Source organism: Rheinheimera sp. (genome assembly GCF_030690345.1).
In the GTDB taxonomy this organism is placed as follows: domain Bacteria; phylum Pseudomonadota; class Gammaproteobacteria; order Enterobacterales; family Alteromonadaceae; genus Alishewanella.
Genome location: NZ_JAUYGV010000007.1, coordinates 645,236 through 662,167, shown reverse-complemented (window position 1 = coordinate 662,167; position 16,932 = coordinate 645,236). Strand labels below are relative to the sequence as shown.

15 protein-coding genes and 3 tRNA genes are annotated in these 16,932 nt (G+C 47.9%); 9 read left to right on the top strand and 9 right to left on the bottom strand.

The genetic code is table 11. The features are described from left to right. Nucleotides 1-121 precede the first annotated feature (121 nt). Both putP and Q8O77_RS13880 read left to right on the top strand, forming a co-directional pair. Entirely contained in the window at nt 122-1,633 is a 1,512-nt protein-coding gene (putP, locus tag Q8O77_RS13885; RefSeq protein WP_305554223.1) for a sodium/proline symporter PutP, read from the top strand. A gap of 108 nt (nt 1,634-1,741) precedes the next feature. Next, on the top strand, nt 1,742-2,962 hold the full coding sequence (locus tag Q8O77_RS13880; protein ID WP_305554221.1) for an EAL and HDOD domain-containing protein: 1,221 nt from the start codon (nt 1,742-1,744) through the stop codon (nt 2,960-2,962). A gap of 52 nt (nt 2,963-3,014) precedes the next feature. Here the strand turns inward: Q8O77_RS13880 and Q8O77_RS13875 are convergent, their stop codons facing one another. Continuing rightward, on the bottom strand, nt 3,015-3,326 hold the full coding sequence (locus Q8O77_RS13875) for a helix-hairpin-helix domain-containing protein (RefSeq protein ID WP_305554218.1): 312 nt from the start codon (nt 3,324-3,326) through the stop codon (nt 3,015-3,017). Between the two features lie 356 nt (nt 3,327-3,682). On the opposite strand from Q8O77_RS13875, the gene Q8O77_RS13870 reads away from it, so the two are divergent. The 5 genes from Q8O77_RS13870 to Q8O77_RS13850 all read left to right on the top strand — a co-directional run bounded on the left by Q8O77_RS13870 (nt 3,683) and on the right by Q8O77_RS13850 (nt 7,344). Then, entirely contained in the window at nt 3,683-3,940 is a 258-nt protein-coding gene (locus Q8O77_RS13870; protein ID WP_305554215.1) for a PepSY domain-containing protein, read from the top strand. Further along, nucleotides 3,940-4,617 carry a response regulator transcription factor gene (locus tag Q8O77_RS13865; RefSeq protein WP_305554212.1) on the top strand — a complete coding sequence of 226 codons (678 nt, stop codon included), beginning with the start codon at nt 3,940-3,942 and terminating at the stop codon, nt 4,615-4,617. Before Q8O77_RS13870 ends, Q8O77_RS13865 begins: the two co-directional genes overlap by 1 nt. A 1-nt stretch (nt 4,618) precedes the next feature. Further along, nucleotides 4,619-5,929 (top strand): ATP-binding protein, encoded by a 1,311-nt coding sequence (locus tag Q8O77_RS13860; RefSeq protein ID WP_305554209.1) that lies wholly within the window; start codon nt 4,619-4,621, stop codon nt 5,927-5,929. A gap of 97 nt (nt 5,930-6,026) precedes the next feature. Next, nucleotides 6,027-6,392 carry a dihydroneopterin triphosphate 2'-epimerase gene (folX, locus tag Q8O77_RS13855; protein WP_305554206.1) on the top strand — a complete coding sequence of 122 codons (366 nt, stop codon included), beginning with the start codon at nt 6,027-6,029 and terminating at the stop codon, nt 6,390-6,392. 55 nt (nt 6,393-6,447) lie between these two features. After that, on the top strand, nt 6,448-7,344 hold the full coding sequence (locus tag Q8O77_RS13850; protein WP_305554203.1) for a TIGR01777 family oxidoreductase: 897 nt from the start codon (nt 6,448-6,450) through the stop codon (nt 7,342-7,344). On the opposite strand, the gene Q8O77_RS13845 is transcribed toward Q8O77_RS13850, so the two are convergent. Then, nucleotides 7,341-9,824 (bottom strand): ABC transporter permease, encoded by a 2,484-nt coding sequence (locus tag Q8O77_RS13845; protein ID WP_305554200.1) that lies wholly within the window; start codon nt 9,822-9,824, stop codon nt 7,341-7,343. The two genes, Q8O77_RS13850 and Q8O77_RS13845, sit on opposite strands and share 4 nt — an antisense overlap. After that, nucleotides 9,814-10,524, bottom strand: coding sequence for an ABC transporter ATP-binding protein (locus Q8O77_RS13840; protein WP_305554197.1), 711 nt, complete (start codon nt 10,522-10,524; stop codon nt 9,814-9,816). Before Q8O77_RS13840 ends, Q8O77_RS13845 begins: the two co-directional genes overlap by 11 nt. Here Q8O77_RS13840 and Q8O77_RS13835 point away from each other — a divergent pair. Next, on the top strand, nt 10,523-11,113 hold the full coding sequence (locus tag Q8O77_RS13835; protein WP_305554194.1) for an arylesterase: 591 nt from the start codon (nt 10,523-10,525) through the stop codon (nt 11,111-11,113). The genes Q8O77_RS13840 and Q8O77_RS13835 overlap by 2 nt on opposite strands. Nucleotides 11,114-11,175: 62 nt before the next feature. On the opposite strand, the gene Q8O77_RS13830 is transcribed toward Q8O77_RS13835, so the two are convergent. From Q8O77_RS13830 to Q8O77_RS13820, 3 genes are all read right to left on the bottom strand, one after another. Further along, nucleotides 11,176-11,251: transfer RNA gene (locus Q8O77_RS13830), tRNA-Glu, on the bottom strand. A 30-nt stretch (nt 11,252-11,281) separates the two neighbouring features. Then, nucleotides 11,282-11,357 (bottom strand) — tRNA-Glu (locus Q8O77_RS13825). A gap of 14 nt (nt 11,358-11,371) precedes the next feature. Continuing rightward, nucleotides 11,372-11,447: transfer RNA gene (locus tag Q8O77_RS13820), tRNA-Ala, on the bottom strand. Between the two features lie 340 nt (nt 11,448-11,787). Here Q8O77_RS13820 and Q8O77_RS13815 point away from each other — a divergent pair. Further along, the gene (locus tag Q8O77_RS13815) at nt 11,788-12,789 is read left to right on the top strand and encodes an ExeA family protein (protein WP_305554191.1); all 1,002 of its coding nucleotides are present in this window, start codon (nt 11,788-11,790) and stop codon (nt 12,787-12,789) included. Nucleotides 12,790-12,810: 21 nt separating this feature from the next. Here the strand turns inward: Q8O77_RS13815 and Q8O77_RS13810 are convergent, their stop codons facing one another. Genes Q8O77_RS13810 through Q8O77_RS13800 form a run of 3 tightly spaced genes read right to left on the bottom strand, consistent with a single transcriptional unit; the run spans nt 12,811 to nt 16,914 of the window. After that, nucleotides 12,811-14,457: a TIGR03016 family PEP-CTERM system-associated outer membrane protein gene (locus Q8O77_RS13810; RefSeq protein ID WP_305554189.1), complete on the bottom strand. Its 1,647-nt coding sequence runs from the start codon at nt 14,455-14,457 to the stop codon at nt 12,811-12,813. Further along, complete coding sequence (locus Q8O77_RS13805; RefSeq protein ID WP_305554186.1) at nt 14,426-15,322, bottom strand: XrtA-associated tyrosine autokinase; 897 nt, start codon at nt 15,320-15,322, stop codon at nt 14,426-14,428. Before Q8O77_RS13805 ends, Q8O77_RS13810 begins: the two co-directional genes overlap by 32 nt. Continuing rightward, nucleotides 15,319-16,914 (bottom strand): XrtA system polysaccharide chain length determinant, encoded by a 1,596-nt coding sequence (locus Q8O77_RS13800; protein WP_305554183.1) that lies wholly within the window; start codon nt 16,912-16,914, stop codon nt 15,319-15,321. Before Q8O77_RS13800 ends, Q8O77_RS13805 begins: the two co-directional genes overlap by 4 nt. Nucleotides 16,915-16,932: the final 18 nt, after the last annotated feature.

The window sequence follows — 16,932 nt, the reverse complement described above, 5'->3', positions numbered from 1 at the left end:
CAACTTGTTAGCATGACTCTGATATTTTTCTACCTGACCTGTGTCGGGTATTTTTTTATACCGGTTTTTGCTTAGGGTGCGCTTAAGCAAAGCCCGGCTGCTTATACAAGGAGAAACTGTTTTGGAAACAGGCACGATTATTTCACTTGCGATCTACTTTATTGTCATGCTCGGTATCGGGCTTTACGGTTACCGAACCTCTACCAGTGACGTCTCCGGCTATATGCTCGGTGGCCGTAAACTGGGCCCGGGCGTAACCGCCTTGTCCGCCGGGGCTTCAGATATGAGTGGCTGGATGTTAATGGGTGTTCCGGGTGCCATGTATTTAAACGGCATCAGCAGTGGCTGGATGGCTGTCGGCTTATTAATCGGCGCTTTTTTCAATTACATTATCGTCGCGCCAAGGCTAAGGATATATACCGAAGTTGCCAACGATTCTATTACCATCCCGGATTACTTTGAAAACCGCTTTGCCGATAAAACCCGTGTATTACGTGTGATTTCGTCGCTGGTTATTGTTATTTTCTTTACGCTGTATACCTCGTCCGGCGTCGTCGGCGGCGGTAAGCTGTTTGAAAGCTCTTTTGGCCTTAGCTACGAGCTGGGGCTGTATGTTACCGCCGGCGTGGTGGTGGCTTATACCATGTTTGGCGGCTTTCTTGCCGTTAGCATTACCGACTTTGTCCAGGGCTGCATTATGTTTGTATCGCTGGTTCTGGTGCCGGTGGTGGCACTGGACCATCTGGGAGGTTTGAGTGCCGTTGTAACCCAGGTAAACAGTATTGACCCGGCGCTGCTCAATCCCTTTGTAGATGCAGAGACCGGTGCAGCGCTGTCGGTATTAGGCATTATTTCATTGTTGTCCTGGGGCTTTGGCTATTTTGGTCAGCCGCATATTATTGTACGCTTTATGGCAATCCGTAGCATACGCGACATAAAAGCCGCACGCCGCATTGGCATCAGCTGGATGTTTATTACCCTGGTAGGTGCCGTTACCACCGGTCTGGTTGGCGTAGCTTATGTCGCCAACACTAAAATGACGCTGAGCGACCCGGAAACAATTTTCATCGTGTTTTCGCAATTTTTATTCCATCCGCTGATCTCCGGATTTTTGTTAGCCGCAATTTTGGCCGCTATTATGAGTACCATCTCTTCGCAGTTGCTGGTGACATCAAGTTCATTGACCGAGGATTTCTATAAAATCTTTGTTAAACGTGATGCCAGCCAGGGTGAGCTGGTGTTAATCGGCCGTTTATCTGTGCTGTTAGTGGCATTAGTCGCTATCGTACTGGCGTATGACAGAGACAGCTCTATTCTGAAACAGGTGAGTAATGCCTGGGCCGGTTTTGGTGCAGCTTTTGGTCCACTGGTAGTGTTGAGCCTGTACTGGCGAAATATGACCTTTGCCGGCGCACTAAGCGGCATAGTATCGGGTGCCATTACAGTATTATTCTGGATTTACGCACCTTTGCTGGAAAATGATGCTACGTTAAACAGTGTAGTTTATGCAATAGTACCCGGAGTTATCGTCAGCACTGTTGCGATAGTGTTGGTTAGCAAATTGGGACGCGCACCGTCAAATGAAGTACAACAGATGTTTAGTCAAATGTTGCACAAGTTAAAACAAGCGTAGTTCCGGCCGGGCCGGCGCAAAGAAATACAGGGGTGAAAAAACTTGTACCCCCTGTATCAGCTTCTTTGCTAAATTAGTGTTTCAGTGTTCATTTTGGATAGAACATCTATGTATTTTTATGCCGCCCGCCAACCGATACTTGACCGCAACAAACAGCTTTATGCTTATGAGTTACTGTTTCGTGATGGCTTGCAAAACGCATTTCCGGAAATAGACGGTGATGAAGCTACCTCGCGCATGATAGAAGGTAGCCAGTTCAATTTTGGCCTGGATGATTTTCTTGGTGATAAGCCGGGCTTTATTAACTTTACGCTCGACACCTTGTTGAAAAAATATCCCGGCATGTTGCCGAAAGAACAAGTGGTGATAGAGATTTTAGAAACGGTGCAGCCGGGCAAGCGCCTGCTGGCCGAATGCCAACATTTGAAAGAACAAGGCTATACCCTCGCGCTGGATGACTATATTCACCAACCGGTATGGCGCCATTTTTATCCCTTTATTGATATTATCAAAGTTGATTTCCGCTCTACCTCTATCGACACTATCAACGAGATAAAAGCCGCTGTGGCGCCTTTCGGGCACATTAAATTGCTGGCCGAGAAGGTCGAGACCAACGAAGAGTTTCAAACCGCCATGGATATGGGCTTCAGCTATTTTCAGGGCTATTTTTTTTCCAAGCCTGAGATGATGCAAAGCAAGTCACTGTCTCCGGCACAAATGACCCTGGCTGAGTTACTGTACGAAACGTCCAAAGCTGATATGGACCTGGCAAAAATTACCAAAGTGTTTGAGCGCGACGTGCACTTGTCCTATAAGTTGTTGCGTTACAGTAACTCCACCGTGTTTAAACGTCGCGCAGAAATTGAAACCATTAAGCAAGCCTTGGTGGTACTGGGGCAAAGTGAACTAAAGCGCTTTCTATCGTTGTTATTTACTGCCCAGATCAGCAGTGATAAACCAGCCGAATTGATGCGTATGTCAATGACCCGCGCCCGCTTTGCTGAAGGCATTGCCGGATTACATGGCAAGATAGATACTGCCAAAGCGTTCCTTACCGGTTTAATGTCTTTGATGGATGCCATTTTAGATGAACCTATCGATGTAGTGATGGACAAGTTACCGCTGGCAAAAGAAATAAAAGAAGCCCTGGTAGAAAAGCAAGGGGTGCTGGCAGATTACATTACGTTGATCCAGTTTTATGAAACAGCACAGTGGCAGGAAGCCAGCCAGGCAATAAATAGTTTAACACTACCAGCCGATAAAGTACCGGATGCATACCATACCGCGGTGCAGTGGGCCAATGAGCAAATGAAAGCCCTGGGAGATTAATCCCGGGGCTGTACTGTGCTAAAAGGTAATTTGATTCAAAGGTTATTGGCGCTTAGTTAAAACTTAAATAAGGGCTGATTTTAGCCGCCAGCTTCTCACCAATGCCTTTCACCTGAGTTAGCTGTGTCTGGTCTTTAATAGGACCATGCTCAGCAATATAGTCCAGTACCGCCTGAGCCTTTTTTTCACCCAAGCCCGGGATAGCATCTAATTGCTCCAAGGTAGCAGTATTCAACGGCACTTTTTGCATGCTGCTGGCAGCAGCAGTTTTGCTGATTTCCATTGCCGGCTTAGTATCGGCTAAACATTGGTTTGCGGTTAATGTCAGTGCGGTCATACCCAGTGCAAAACATATTTTTTTCATTTTATCGTCCTTAAAATATCGCCCTCGTTCCCTGATTACTGCCTTGACTACTGCCTGACTGTATCGGGTTGGCGCTGCACCAAATAGCAAGCCACACAATCAGTATCGGAGAGTTTTTGCGCCAACTCATTTAAATTAGCCAATATATTTACATATGCAAATTTAAATTAACTTTTTATTTATCTTTATTGTTTGCTATTCAGCGTTAATTAAGTCTGAGCGCACTACCCTTTAAGCGTAAATAAAAGCCGTAACTCAGGTTCAACACTGACGTTAGTTTGAAAAGTGTTATTACAGACGATTGCTGCCGAATTAATAGTTCGGTAAAGTACCGCTGATATCATATGGAGAGAACAATGCCAGGCACAAGGGTACTACTGTTAACAACAGCACTCCTGTTCAGTGTGTTATCAGATGCGAAAGTCATCAGCGACAAACCACAGATCAGCAGAGAACAAGCGGCCGCTTTGGCGCAACAGCGTTATCCGGGCAAGATTGTTAAAGTACAAAACGAACAACAGCGTTATCGCATCAGAGTGCTGCAGGCAGATGGCCGCGTAGTTACAGTGTTAGTTGATGGCCAGTCAGGCCGCGTGCAAAGGGATGGAAATTAATGCGTTTACTTGTTGTTGAAGATGAAAGCTTATTAGCGCAGCAGATTAAAGAACAATTACAGCAGCAGAATTTCAGTGTCGATGTCGCCGTTGATGGTGATGACGGCTGGTTTAAGCTGTCTGAGTATCCCTACGATTTAGCGATTATCGATATTGGCTTACCTAAAATGGATGGCTTAACGTTAATTCGCAACGCCAGACAAAAAGCCTTAAAAACCCCGATTATAGTGTTGACCGCCCGTGGCAGTTGGCAGGACAAAGTAGAAGGTCTGGACGCCGGTGCCGATGATTACCTGACCAAACCCTTCCACACCGAAGAATTACTGGCCCGATGTAATGCACTGATCCGCCGTGCAGCCGGCCAACCAGAACCCACCCTATCTGCCGGGCCGATTGCACTTAACAGCCGCACACAGCAGGTTTGGTTGGGCGAAACAGAGATCAATTTAACGGCATATGAATATAAAGTGCTGGAGTACTTTATGTTGAACCCTAATAAAGTCATCTCTAAAACTGAGCTGACCGAGCACATCTATGACCAGGATTTCGATTTAGACAGTAATGTGATCGAAGTTTTTGTACTGCGCTTGCGCAAAAAGCTGGACCCGGACGGCGAAACCAAGCCGATTGAAACGCTAAGAGGCAGAGGCTACCGCTTTACGTTGTCAGTGGCCTGATATGGCGCTATCTCTGAAGCTGAGGCAGTTGTTGATCAGTGTTTTTCTGCTGCTACTGTTACTGCCCAGCTCTTTTGTTGCTATCGACAGAGCTTTCTATACCCAACTTCTGACGAATACAGAGCAGAAGCTGGAAGTACATATGTACGCCATTTTGTCTGAGTTAAATGTCTCGGTAGATAAAGTGGAGTTACTGAACAACGCCCTCGCTCCTGACTTCTACCGGCCGGACTCCGGCCTCAGTGCCTATATTACCCATGAGCAGGATTTGGTGTGGCAATCAGATTCCTCACTTAATCAGCAATTCACGCCACCGCTAACGGCCTTACCGCAAGGTGAACATTTGTTTCGCATGGTAAATCAGCCCGGCGGACAATTTTGGGTGTTGTCGATTGCCCTGCTGTTTGATGCAGAAGACTACACCCGGCCGCTCACTGTGCATGTCGTGCAAACAGACGAGCGATTACAGGCACCGCAATTAGCCTTTCGCGCTACGCTGATCCAATGGTTTATCGGCATTGGTCTGATGCTGCTGTTGTTAATGTTACTGGCATATTATTGGACTACCAAACCGCTGTCCAAACTCGACCATGAGATCCGTCGCGTAGAAAATGGCAGTCAGGAGCAGCTTAACGGTCGCTATCCGGCTGAGTTGTCGATTATCAAGGAAGACCTGAACCTGCTACTGGCCAACCAGAACCGGCAAAAGCAGCGTTATCGACACCATTTAAGTGATTTGGCCCATGCGCTAAAGACCCCGGTGGCGGTATTGCAAACCTCGGCATTAAGCCAACAGCCGGAGTTGAAAGAGCAGTTAGATCGCATTACCTCTATGATTGAACATCAGCTGAAACGGGCAGCCAGCTCAGGCCAGGATGTTTGGAAAAAGCAAATTAATATCAAGCCATTACTTGATAAGCTGGTATCTGCACTGAGCAAAATCTATCGTGATAAAAATGTTGCTATCAGTGTAGAGTGCGCTGAAACCTGCGTATTCCGTGGCGATGAAACCGACTTAATGGAAATTCTCGGCAACCTGCTGGATAACGCTTGTAAAGCCTGCCGCCACAACGTCAAAGTTACCATCACACAGCAAAATCAGCTTACCTTGTGCATCGAAGATGATGGCCCGGGCGTGCCAGCCGACAAACGCATAAAACTGTTTGAACGCGGTGCCCGCCTCGATACTTACCATGAAGGCCATGGCGTGGGTTTAGCGATAGTGGCTGAATTGGTGCAATCTTATTCCGGACAGCTTAAACTGGATGACAGTGAATTAGGCGGAGCACGTTTTAGCCTGCTGTTTCAATAACCTCAGTGTCGCAGCCCAAGCTGCTGCGACTGATCGCCCCGCTCTTCACTCGCGTAGTAACAACTCTTTTGTCATAACTTTTTGCGGAATGCTATTAATGGAACTGAAAAACCCTGCGGTAATTAAAATTAAGAATCTGCGCTTACGCACTTTTATCGGCATTAAAGACGATGAAATTAACAACAAACAAGACGTGATTATTAACGCCATCATTCATTACAGTGCCACAGATGCAGCTAACAGCGACAATATGGACAATGCGCTGAACTACCGAACCATCACCAAGAAGATTATTGCCCTGGTTGAACACCAACGCTTCTCGTTATTGGAAAAAATGACTTCAGACGTGCTGGCCATCGCCTCAGAGCACCCATCGGTGCGCTACGCTGAAGTAGAGATTGATAAGCCACACGCTTTACGTTTTGCCGATTCGGTGTCCATGACACTGTCGATAAACAAATAAGCTCTATACTTAGCGCTGGTGTGTATTGCAGCTGTTTAGATACGGGTAAATCACTATGAAGATTTTACTGACCGGTGGTACCGGTCTGATTGGCTCAGCGTTGGTAAACCAATGGCATAATAGCCATGAGCTTATCGTACTGTCCCGCTCTGCTGCTAAAGTAAAAGCACTATTTTCTGAGCGCGTACAAGCGGTTACTGCGCTGTCTGACGTAGATTTTAATACCGTTGATGCAGTGGTTAATCTGGCCGGCGAACCGATAGTCGGTAAACGTTGGTCTGAAGCACAGAAGCTGCACCTGTGTCATAGCCGTTGGGACATTACCGAGCAGCTGGTAAACGCGATAAAGGCAGCACAAACACCGCCCAAGGTGCTGCTGAGCGGTTCTGCCATCGGCATTTACGGCCGGCAGCAGAGCCAGCTGATCAGTGAAGACTTCAATCACTTTCACGCCGAATTTTCGCAGCAGTTGTGTCAGCGCTGGGAAGAGTTAGCCTTAGCCGCAAGTAGCCCGGCTACCCGGGTTTGTGTGCTGCGCACCGGCATAGTGCTGGCCAATAATGGCGGTGCTTTGCAAAAAATGCTGCCGCCGTTTAAAGCCGGATTGGGCGGAAGAATAGGCACAGGTGAGCAGTTTATGTCGTGGGTCCATATTAATGACATGCTGCGGCTGATTGATTTTTTGCTGCAGCATCCCACCTTAAACGGCGCCTTTAACGCTACCGCGCCACAACCTGTCACTAATGCCGAATTCAGCCAAACCCTGGCTGCGGTGCTGCGCCGTCCGGCATTGCTACCCATGCCGGCCTTTGTATTACGGTTATTGTTTGGTGAAATGGCCGATTTACTGTTAACCGGCCAACGCGTCATTCCGACTAATTTACTCAAAGCCGGTTTTGAATTTCAATTCAACACTCTGCAACCGGCACTGGAAGCGCTGCAGGCAACTTAGCCTTGCAGCACTTTACGCATCAGCTGTGCCCCGGGGATTTGTAGTAAGCGGCGCAATTGCCACCAACCTAAGCCGGTAACCAACAGCATGCCCATAACAGGCCCCATCCACCACAAGTTGTAATGCAGTTGAAACGGTAACTCAAATACCCGCTGCTGCACGATCAGTAGCATTGCTTCCGCCAGAATAGTGGCAAACAGCCCGGCCATCGCCCCCAACAGCGTAAACTCCAGCAGCAAGGCATTGCGCAAAAACGGATACTGCGCCCCCAGAGTGCGTAATATTGCCAGCTCCTGCTCACGTTGCTCCAACGTTGCCTGCACCTGAGCAACCAATACTAAACCGGCAGCCAGGCAAATAATCAGCAAAATAAAACTCAGTGCCACCGTTACCTGAGCAATAATGTCATTCACCTGATTAATTATATTATCCACGCTTATTACGCTTACTGTTGGCATCAGCCGTGCCAGCTGGTTCAGCAACAAGTTGCGTTCCGGTGCCAGGTAGAACGCCGTAATATAAGTCGCCGGAAATTCTGCCAGTAAGTCGGGGCTTAAAATCATATAAAAATTAGGTTGTAAGCTGTTCCAGTCTACTTTGCGGATACTGCTGACAGTAGCACTGAGCTGTTGGCCGCCGATAGAAAATGTCAGAGTATCACCTAAGCTTACATCCAGCCGCTGTGCAATTTCGGCTTCCACCGATACCTGTGCAGCGTCGGTATTAAGCCAGTCGCCTGCCGTCACCTGATTATTTGCCGGTAATTCTGACAACCAGGTTAAGTTAAGCTCGCGGCCGACGCCAACACGCTGTTCTGTGCGATCTTCTTTTGTCGCTTCCTGCAGCAGTTGCTCATCATTGATGGATGTAAGCCGGCCCCGTACCACAGGATAATATTGGCCTAACTGCAGATTATTATCAGCGGCAAAGGATTGCAGCACACTGCGCTGTTGCTCTGTGATATTTACCAGAAACTGGTTGGGCGATCCCAGCGGGATTTGCCGCTGCCACTGGCCAATTAACTCGGCGCGTAAAAAATACAGCAACAACGCAAGGAAAATCGCCAAACTGAAGGTAATTAACTGAAAACTATTGGCCCAAAGCCGGCGGCGTAAATTCGCCAGCGCAAGGCGTCTGGCACTGCTTTGCCCGGCCGCCACCGGTTTGGCAAAACGCACCAGTAAAGCTGCACCGGCTAACAATATGCCGGCAAAAGCGGCACAGAGTAAAAACAGACCGATACTGAGTATCAGCTCACCGCTAAATAACCACATCAGGCCCCAAATAGCCACGCTGCCGGATAACAATTGCAATTTATCCAGCGGCAGATTAACTGCCGGTTGCTTCAGTACATCAATGGCCGCAGTATTTGCCAGCCGCCACATGGGGCGGGCTGCAAACAATAAGGCGCAGACCAGGCAGGTTAAACTGCCAAGCCATAACGGCCGCCAACTGAAATCCGCCCGGTAGTCGGCGAAATAAAAACCAATGCCCCACTGCACCGCCTGAATGGCTAACTGGCCGGCGAGCGCACCACAGAGTAAGCTAAACAGCACCACCAGCAATAAATGACTGCCGTAAATCAAGCGGATTTGCGCCCTGGTGGCGCCCAGCGCCTTGATAATTGCCACTGCCTGAGTATGACGCTGGCTATAGCGTCCGGCTGCTACTGCGGCGGCGCAAGCGGCCAGCACTATGCCAAGCAGCCCGGCTAACAACAAGAAGCGCTCAGCACGCTCTAAAGCGCCACCGATAGCCGATTCTCTGTCCATATCCTGCCAGCGCTGATGCACCGTAAGCTTTGGTGTCATTTGTTGTTCAAACGCCTGCAGAGCCGCCGTATCGCCGGCAAATAAATACCGGTAACCAATACGGCTGCCCGGCTGTACAATTTGCGTGGCGGCCACATCAGCCAAATGCATGATTACCCTTGGCGCACCACCGAACACACTTAACGGCGCATCCGGTTCTTTGACAATCACCCCCGCTACGGTAAAACGGGCGACGCCAAGCTCAACAGTATCGCCCGGGGCAACATTGAGCAAATCGAATAACCTGGCCTCGAAATACAGCTGGCCTTGCTGTAATTGTGTATCCTCACCTGAAACAAGGTCGGCTGAGCGTTTTAACTCAAGATTGCCACGCAGCGGATAACTGTCGCTGACCGCTTTAATCGTTGCCAGTTGCATTGCATCCCCGGCAAACAGCATAGAGTCAAACTGCATTTGCTGTGCCGTGCTCAGACCATTTTGCTGCGCAAGTTCAAGCACTGCCGGGTCAAACGGCTGACTGGAGCGCAGTACTTTATCTGCCGCGTTAAACTGGGCACTACGCTGCATCAATGCACTTTTTACGCCTTCAGTAATGCCACTTAAACTGACAACAGAGCCAACTGCCAGAAATAACGCAAAAGCGATAACCCAGAGTTCACCACGGCTTAGCTCACGCCAAAATAAACGCCATGCAATACTAGCCCACATCAGCGATATCCTTTACATCGTCGTAAACAAAACGTCCGGCCTGCATCCGTAACTGGCGCTGACAGCGCGCAGCCAACTCGGTGTTATGGGTAACCAAAATAAGTGTGGTGCCCTGCTCGCTGTTCAACTTAAACAGCAAATCTTCAATTTTTTGCCCGGTAACAGCATCCAAATTAGCGGACGGCTCATCAGCAAATAACACCGCCGGGCTGGTAATAAAGGCCCTGGCAATGGCTACCCGTTGCTGCTCGCCACCGGATAACTGGGCCGGGAAAAAGTCTGACCGCTCAGCCAGGCCAACCTGCTGCAGCAACGCCAGGCCACGCTGCTTCGCTTGCTTATCTGCTGCTAACTCTGCCGGCAGCGTCACGTTTTCCAATGCGGTTAACCCTGGCAGCAGTAAAAACGACTGAAATACAAAGCCAACATCTTTGGCTCTTATCGCCGCACGCTGATCTTCAGATAAATCATGCAAGGCCTGTCCTGCCAGATACACTTCGCCGGCCGTCGGCGTATCGAGCCCTGCCAATAAACTAAGTAATGTAGATTTACCCGAGCCGGACGCACCGACTATTGCAACCGACTCGCCACGATTGATCGTCAAACTGATATCATGCAGGATAGTTAAGGAACCATCAGTGACTTTGACACTCTTAGCCAGCTTAGTCGCTTTTATATGAACTTCAGGTGCTTTAATCATGCGTATTATCTTACTTCTGTTAATTGGATTGTTCAGTCAGGCCGCCGCTGCGCAAAAACTACTTATTCTCGGCGACAGCTTAAGTGCTGCTTATGGTATGCAGCAACATCAGGGCTGGCCGCATTTATTGCAACAACAACAGCAACAATGGCAACTTATCAACGCCAGCATCAGCGGTGAAACCACTGCCGGTGGTTTAGCCAGGCTACCGGAATTACTGCGTCAACACAAGCCGGATGCCGTGTTGATCGAACTGGGTGGCAATGATGGCTTAAGGGGCTTTACCGTTAAATCAGTTCAAACCAACCTGAGCGAAATCATTACGTTAGTAAAACAGAATAATGCTGTACCCGTACTGATGCAAATACGCATTCCGCCAAACTATGGACCACGTTATGGCCAACAATTCAGCAATATTTATCCGCAACTGGCAGAAACACACCAAATAACCCTATGGCCATTTTTTATGGATGACATTGCGGTTAACAGCGAGCTGATGTTACAGGATGGCATACATCCGAACAGTAAAGCGCAGCCGCTAATTAGCGAGTTTGTTGGTAAATTGCTGGCGGAGTTTGAAACAGAATAGCTAAAGACTCAAGGATGAGTTTGTTAGCAAGTGTGTAGTGAAATAAAGACTGTGAAGCGAAGTGGCGTCCCCTAGGGGATTCGAACCCCTGTTACCGCCGTGAAAGGGCGGTGTCCTGGGCCTCTAGACGAAGGGGACACAGTAACAGTTGCAGCATGAATGATGAAGTGGCGTCCCCTAGGGGATTCGAACCCCTGTTACCGCCGTGAAAGGGCGGTGTCCTAGGCCTCTAGACGAAGGGGACGCACTAAAAAATCTTGGTGGAGCTAAGCGGGATCGAACCGCTGACCTCTTGCATGCCATGCAAGCGCTCTCCCAGCTGAGCTATAGCCCCACACTTTTATGTTTTTTGCCAACTTGCGTTAGCGCTGAACACGGGGCGCATTCTAGGGTGCCACCGAAAATGTGTCAACAGTTTTTTCTGTCAGTTTATTTGTTCGGCCATTTTTTAGGCGTCATGCTGAATTTATCAGCAAAAAGCAGAGAAAAAGGCTGGTTATATAACAGCTTAGCACCCCAAAGGGCATTACTGTGAACATCACACTTTGGCAAAATTAAAAAACAAATTTTTGCTTGGCAACGGAACATCGTGTTCTGCGTTATTTTTGTATAAACTAGCAGCAACCGCACTGTTAAAAATGTGTCTGGCTGTTATAACAAAAGGATGAGATATTATGTACGAGAAGTACTACGGGTTCAGGGAACGACCTTTTCAGCTTACACCTAACCATAATTGGTTTTATGCCAGTAAGTTACATAAACGCGCCCTCGCCTACCTGCAGTATGGTTTATCCCAGGGCGAAGGTTTTATTGTTATCACCGGTGATGTCGGTACCGGTAAAACTACTATCGCCAATCAACTGTTGAGCCAGCTGAACCAGGATGAAATTATTGCTAAACAGATCGTCACCTCCAAACTGGAGCCGGATGACCTGATCAGAATGATTGCTTCCTGCTTTAATCTGGTTGTCACGGACCACAGCAAAGCCAGCTACCTCGACGCCATATACAGTTATCTGAAACGGCTGCACGCACAGCACCGCAGAGCACTGTTGCTGGTCGATGAAGCGCAAAACCTGCCTCTGGCATCAATCGAGGAGCTGCGCATGCTGTCTAACTTTCAGCTAAATGGCAAACCACTGCTGCAGAGCTTTTTACTCGGTCAAAACGAGCTCAATGCCATAGTACAGGCACCGGATATGGAACAGTTCCGGCAGCGTATTATTGCTTCATCTAATTTGTCAGCGTTCCAGTTGGAAGATACCAAAGCCTATATTCAATATCGCCTGCAGCAAGCCGGCGGTGATCTGCAGCTATTGCAAAACGGCTGTTATGAACTTATCCAGCAGCACAGCCGGGGTATTCCGCGCAAAATCAACACCGTGATGGACCGCATCCTGTTGTTTGGCTATCTGGAAGAATGCGCAGCAATCAACGTTGACCACGTTAGCACCGTACTTGAAGAGATATCACAAGAAATAGCCAACCAGGCGCCAGCAACAGCCCATTCGGCCACAAGCTCAGTATCTGCACTGACATCTCAAGATGCACGTAAGGAGCTGTCTGTGATGTTGGACAGCGAGCTGGAGCAGAAAATAAAAATGGCAAAAGAGCTGGATGCCCTGCTGAAAAGACAACAGCACTTACTTAGCAGCAGGGATGAGAAAGACAGTTAAGCTGAGTCTGGCATATCAGGCTCAGAACTTATGGTTATAGGTTAACCAAATACGATTTTCTTCAATATCAAAGCTATCCAGCGTCGAATTGCGTACGAGCCGTCGCACACTGGCGCTAATACCCGCATTGGTATTGAGCTTATGATTAACCCCCAACTCGACCGAAATATTAGCGTCTCTGCGTTGCTCTGAACCGTAGTCAATTTCATAGTGCCTGGCATTCAGTAATAGCCCGGAGTGTTGTGAAAGCTGCCACGACGCTTGCATTGAGAAGGTACTACGCTCATTAAACCTTGCAGACTCAACATAGTCATCTTCGCTCTTACTGGCTTGTACACTTAAAGCAAGGCGGTTTTTACTGTAGCCCACGGTCATCGCTGCAGAACGCCGCTGAATAATCTCCTCACTAATTTCAAATTCAACATCAAACAACTGGCGAAAAGACTCGCCGGTGCCCAACTCATAGTTATTTGTCGGCGGCCTGAAACACTCGTTAATCTGTGCAGCGCCATCAGGACAGACAAAAATGCCCAAGTCTTCAAACACTTCGTCCAATGACGACAAAGTCTGTACAGAATCGCTTGCCGTTAGCCTGAAAGACAAATACCGTAAATTATAGCTTGCCTGCAAATTTGCCGTCCGGCCGAAATACCGCCGGTCCAGATTGTAAGACAAGGTAGTACGCCGGCTGGGGGCAAGAAAAATCTCCGTACCAATATAATTGCCACTGGTATCTGCCTGGGTAGAGTCATTGTTACCGCTGGTGTAGCGATTTTGCGTTACATTAATTCGTGATGCTCTGCCAAACTGATACTCCAGCCCTACACCGTAAGAACGAAATTCATTATTAAAACTGCTGGTGTTGTCATTGTACTCGTAACTGCCCCTACCCACTAATGACAACCCCGGTGCTACAGGGACGCCGGCACTGCCACTGGCACTTTTGCTGACAAAGTCACCTCTGGCATCACGTGCTGTTTTACTGTAATTACCATTAGCCTGCCAAAACAGCGTAGATTGCCGCGTAGCACTACCTAAACCCAGAGTTGCTGTATATGCATCATTATTAAAACTGGCTTCACCGTCATCAAGCTCAGGCGCTTCAGAGCGCAGTACCCGGTAAGATAGCGCCAGTTGTGCCCTTACATCTGCAGTGCTCAGCGTTTTAAAACCAAGATCGGCGGTATAACTTTCTGTTTTAGATAGATTTTCTTGACCTGTAATAATATCGGAAAACACACCGTTTTGCGAATTACGCACCCGCTGACTACTGTTGGCACTGACGCCAAAACTTACGCGCTTGTCATAAGCCGTAGCCAGATTACGCCAACTGTATTCCGCCAAACTTTTGTGCGAGCGCTGTGCATCTTTGTACCAGATCGACTCATTCTGCAGATAAAGTGCCGAAGACAAGTTACTACCTGTCGCATTAACGGTTAACGACGGGGAGACGAGAGCGGCCAGACCTTTATCCAAACCGGCTGACTGTTGATCATCCCGTAACCAAAAAGCATAGGAACCCAGTTCTAACTCCGGGCTTATCTTCACTTCTGCCGCAATGGCAGACACAGTAATAAACGGCACAGCAATTATTCCTGCAACTACCTTCCGACTGACAATACTCAGCTTCAGCACGCTAGCCGGCACCATAGTAATAACCATAGCCATAACCTTTACCCTGGTTACGGTGTGCTTTGTTAATCAGAAAACCGGTGGCGATATCTTTTGGTAACAGTGCTACAGCCTGCTCAATCTCAGCTATTTTAGTGCGGTTTTCTTCTAATACCACCACAGCCTGGCCACACATCGACGCCATTACGGAAGTTTCATTAACTCCAAGCAACGGCGGCGCGTCAAAAATAACGATACGGTCATGGTAACGCGAGGCAAATTCATTAGCCAACATCAGCATACGCTCACTGGCCAGTAGCTCTGTTGACAAGTGATGTGGCCGGCCTGCGGTAATGATCTTTAACCGCTCAACATTAGTACTAAGCATAATATCAGACACCTTAATCTCATCTGATAACAGATAGTCCGTTAAGCCAATATCGTATTTTATGTTCAGACTTTTCGATACGCTTGGCCGCAATACATCACTGTCTACCAGCAATACTGTTTTATCCTGTTCCAGAGCGATGCTCAATGCCAGGTTAATAGCCGAAAAGGTTTTACCTTCACCTGGTCTGGAGCTGGTAACCAGAATAAGATTCGAATGCTTTAACGTGCCGCTAAGTGCACCAAAAGCGTTGTTAATCAGTTTGCGTTTTATCACCCGATACTCTTCATTAATCAGACGGCGCTCACTGGACAAGGATACAAAATTCTTCTTTTCCAACTCAGGTAAATTCAACTCAATAAAGGCTTTATGATCTGAGAATTCAGCTGTATCAGACGCTACAGCAGTGACAACGGGCCCGGCAGCAGGCTCATTTCCGGACTCAATAGCAGCCTGGGTGCGTTCAATAGTGCTTAATGGTTTGGGATCAGACTGCTGCACCTGTTTGCTGATGGCTTTTTCAATAATACTCACCGGATAACCCTCAATAACAATTCAGCGGAACGACCAAACAACACTTCATTACTTAATAACGCGATATAACAGAGCAGTAAACCACCACTGAGCATGGCAAAATAAACAAAGTGCATTCTAACCTGCTTCAAGATCGCATATTTGTCAGTATGTGATACCACACCGAATACCGGAAAATCTGTGATGCTTTTTAACTGCGATGCACGCGTCAGCACCGGTGATATCAGACTGCGTAAAAATGCTAAACAGACACCGGCTCCCACACCAACAAACAACACTAAGGTATAAAATAGGCCCCGATTTGGGCCAGACGGTGTCAAAGGCACCCTTGGCGGCTCTATGATATTAAACTGCACATCCTGCTCAGACGCGTCAGCTCTGCGGGATAACTCAGCCGATTCACGGCGTGACAATAAAGCCTCATATTTTGATTTGGTAATATCGTAATCTCGATTTAACCCGGTAAATTCGGCTTCTATTTCAGGAATCAAATTAAGTTTACTTTCAAGTTCCGCCACGTTATTTTCATAGGCCTTGACCCGCACTTTGATTGACGCCACCTCAGTCTCCAATCTGGAGACACTGATGCGTAATTCCTGATATACAGCGTTCTGATTCAGATTAACGTTCTGTGCCGGGTTCTCCGATGAAATTTGCGCAAAAGCCTCCAATTCTTCATCGCGCTGTGTTTCAAGTTGCGCCAGCAAGCGTTTTGTTTCCAGCACATCCGGATGAAATTCAGTGTAGCGGATCAATAAACCGTCCAGTTGCGACTGCAGACTCTTAATCCGTTCGTCAAACTCAGTCGCAGGTCTGTTGGTACTGCCGGCAAAAGGCATTACACCAAACACTGGTTCCTCGCCTGCCAATTGACTTTTTGCCGAGCTTAATCTGGTTTCCAGTTCACGCAACGCTAATCTGGCCTCTTCCAACCGACTCTTTTCATTGCTTATTTGGCTGTAGTAATCGCTTTGATTGCCGGGCAACATATTCATACGCTGTTTTTTAAAGTCAGATAAACGAATTTCGGCTTCCATTAAGCGCCGTTCGTAATCGGTAATCTGATTGTTGAGAAAACGTTCTGCCGTTTGCGAATCAGCGCGACTGGAGCCAAGTTGGCCTTCAACAAAATTATTCAGCGTTTCCTGCACCACTTTTAACGCCATTTGAGGTTGCGGATTGCTATATGATATGACGTAGATATTTTCGCGCCCGGATGCCGATATCTGGATCTGCTTTTGTAAGCCGTCGATCAACGCCTCAAAAGCTTTGTCATCTTTTGCCACAATATCAAGGTCTGTTGCGCGGGCAATTTTTTCCAAATTAGGCCTGCTTAGCAAAGTTCTGGCCATCAGCTTTATTTCATCATCGCTGTTGGTACGCAACGCCAGCCCCTGCAATAAAGGCTGCAGTACAGTACTGGTTTCAACGTATAGTTTGGCGTTTGCCTCAAAGGTCGGCGGCATATTATAGACATAGAACCAACCAGCCGGACAAATTAACCAAGCGGTAATCACCACATAGCGCCGGCGTATCCATACGCCCTGGACATAGGTGTAAACCTGCTCAATTGCCTGTTGTAACTCTCTCATGTATCACTCCCTGAACCT

Bases quoted from the DNA above. Each gene is read 5' to 3' on its own strand.
- Q8O77_RS13870 (WP_305554215.1), top strand. From the start codon at position 3,683: ATGCCAGGCACAAGGGTACTACTGTTAACAACAGCACTCCTGTTCAGT.
- Q8O77_RS13860 (WP_305554209.1), top strand. From the start codon at position 4,619: ATGGCGCTATCTCTGAAGCTGAGGCAGTTGTTGATCAGTGTTTTTCTG.
- Q8O77_RS13880 (WP_305554221.1), top strand. From the start codon at position 1,742: ATGTATTTTTATGCCGCCCGCCAACCGATACTTGACCGCAACAAACAG.
- Q8O77_RS13850 (WP_305554203.1), top strand. From the start codon at position 6,448: ATGAAGATTTTACTGACCGGTGGTACCGGTCTGATTGGCTCAGCGTTG.
- folX (WP_305554206.1), top strand. From the start codon at position 6,027: ATGGAACTGAAAAACCCTGCGGTAATTAAAATTAAGAATCTGCGCTTA.
- Q8O77_RS13875 (WP_305554218.1), bottom strand. From the start codon at position 3,326: ATGAAAAAAATATGTTTTGCACTGGGTATGACCGCACTGACATTAACC.
- Q8O77_RS13800 (WP_305554183.1), bottom strand. From the start codon at position 16,914: ATGAGAGAGTTACAACAGGCAATTGAGCAGGTTTACACCTATGTCCAG.
- Q8O77_RS13865 (WP_305554212.1), top strand. From the start codon at position 3,940: ATGCGTTTACTTGTTGTTGAAGATGAAAGCTTATTAGCGCAGCAGATT.
- Q8O77_RS13810 (WP_305554189.1), bottom strand. From the start codon at position 14,457: ATGGCTATGGTTATTACTATGGTGCCGGCTAGCGTGCTGAAGCTGAGT.
- Q8O77_RS13840 (WP_305554197.1), bottom strand. From the start codon at position 10,524: ATGATTAAAGCACCTGAAGTTCATATAAAAGCGACTAAGCTGGCTAAG.
- Q8O77_RS13835 (WP_305554194.1), top strand. From the start codon at position 10,523: ATGCGTATTATCTTACTTCTGTTAATTGGATTGTTCAGTCAGGCCGCC.
- Q8O77_RS13815 (WP_305554191.1), top strand. From the start codon at position 11,788: ATGTACGAGAAGTACTACGGGTTCAGGGAACGACCTTTTCAGCTTACA.
- Q8O77_RS13845 (WP_305554200.1), bottom strand. From the start codon at position 9,824: ATGTGGGCTAGTATTGCATGGCGTTTATTTTGGCGTGAGCTAAGCCGT.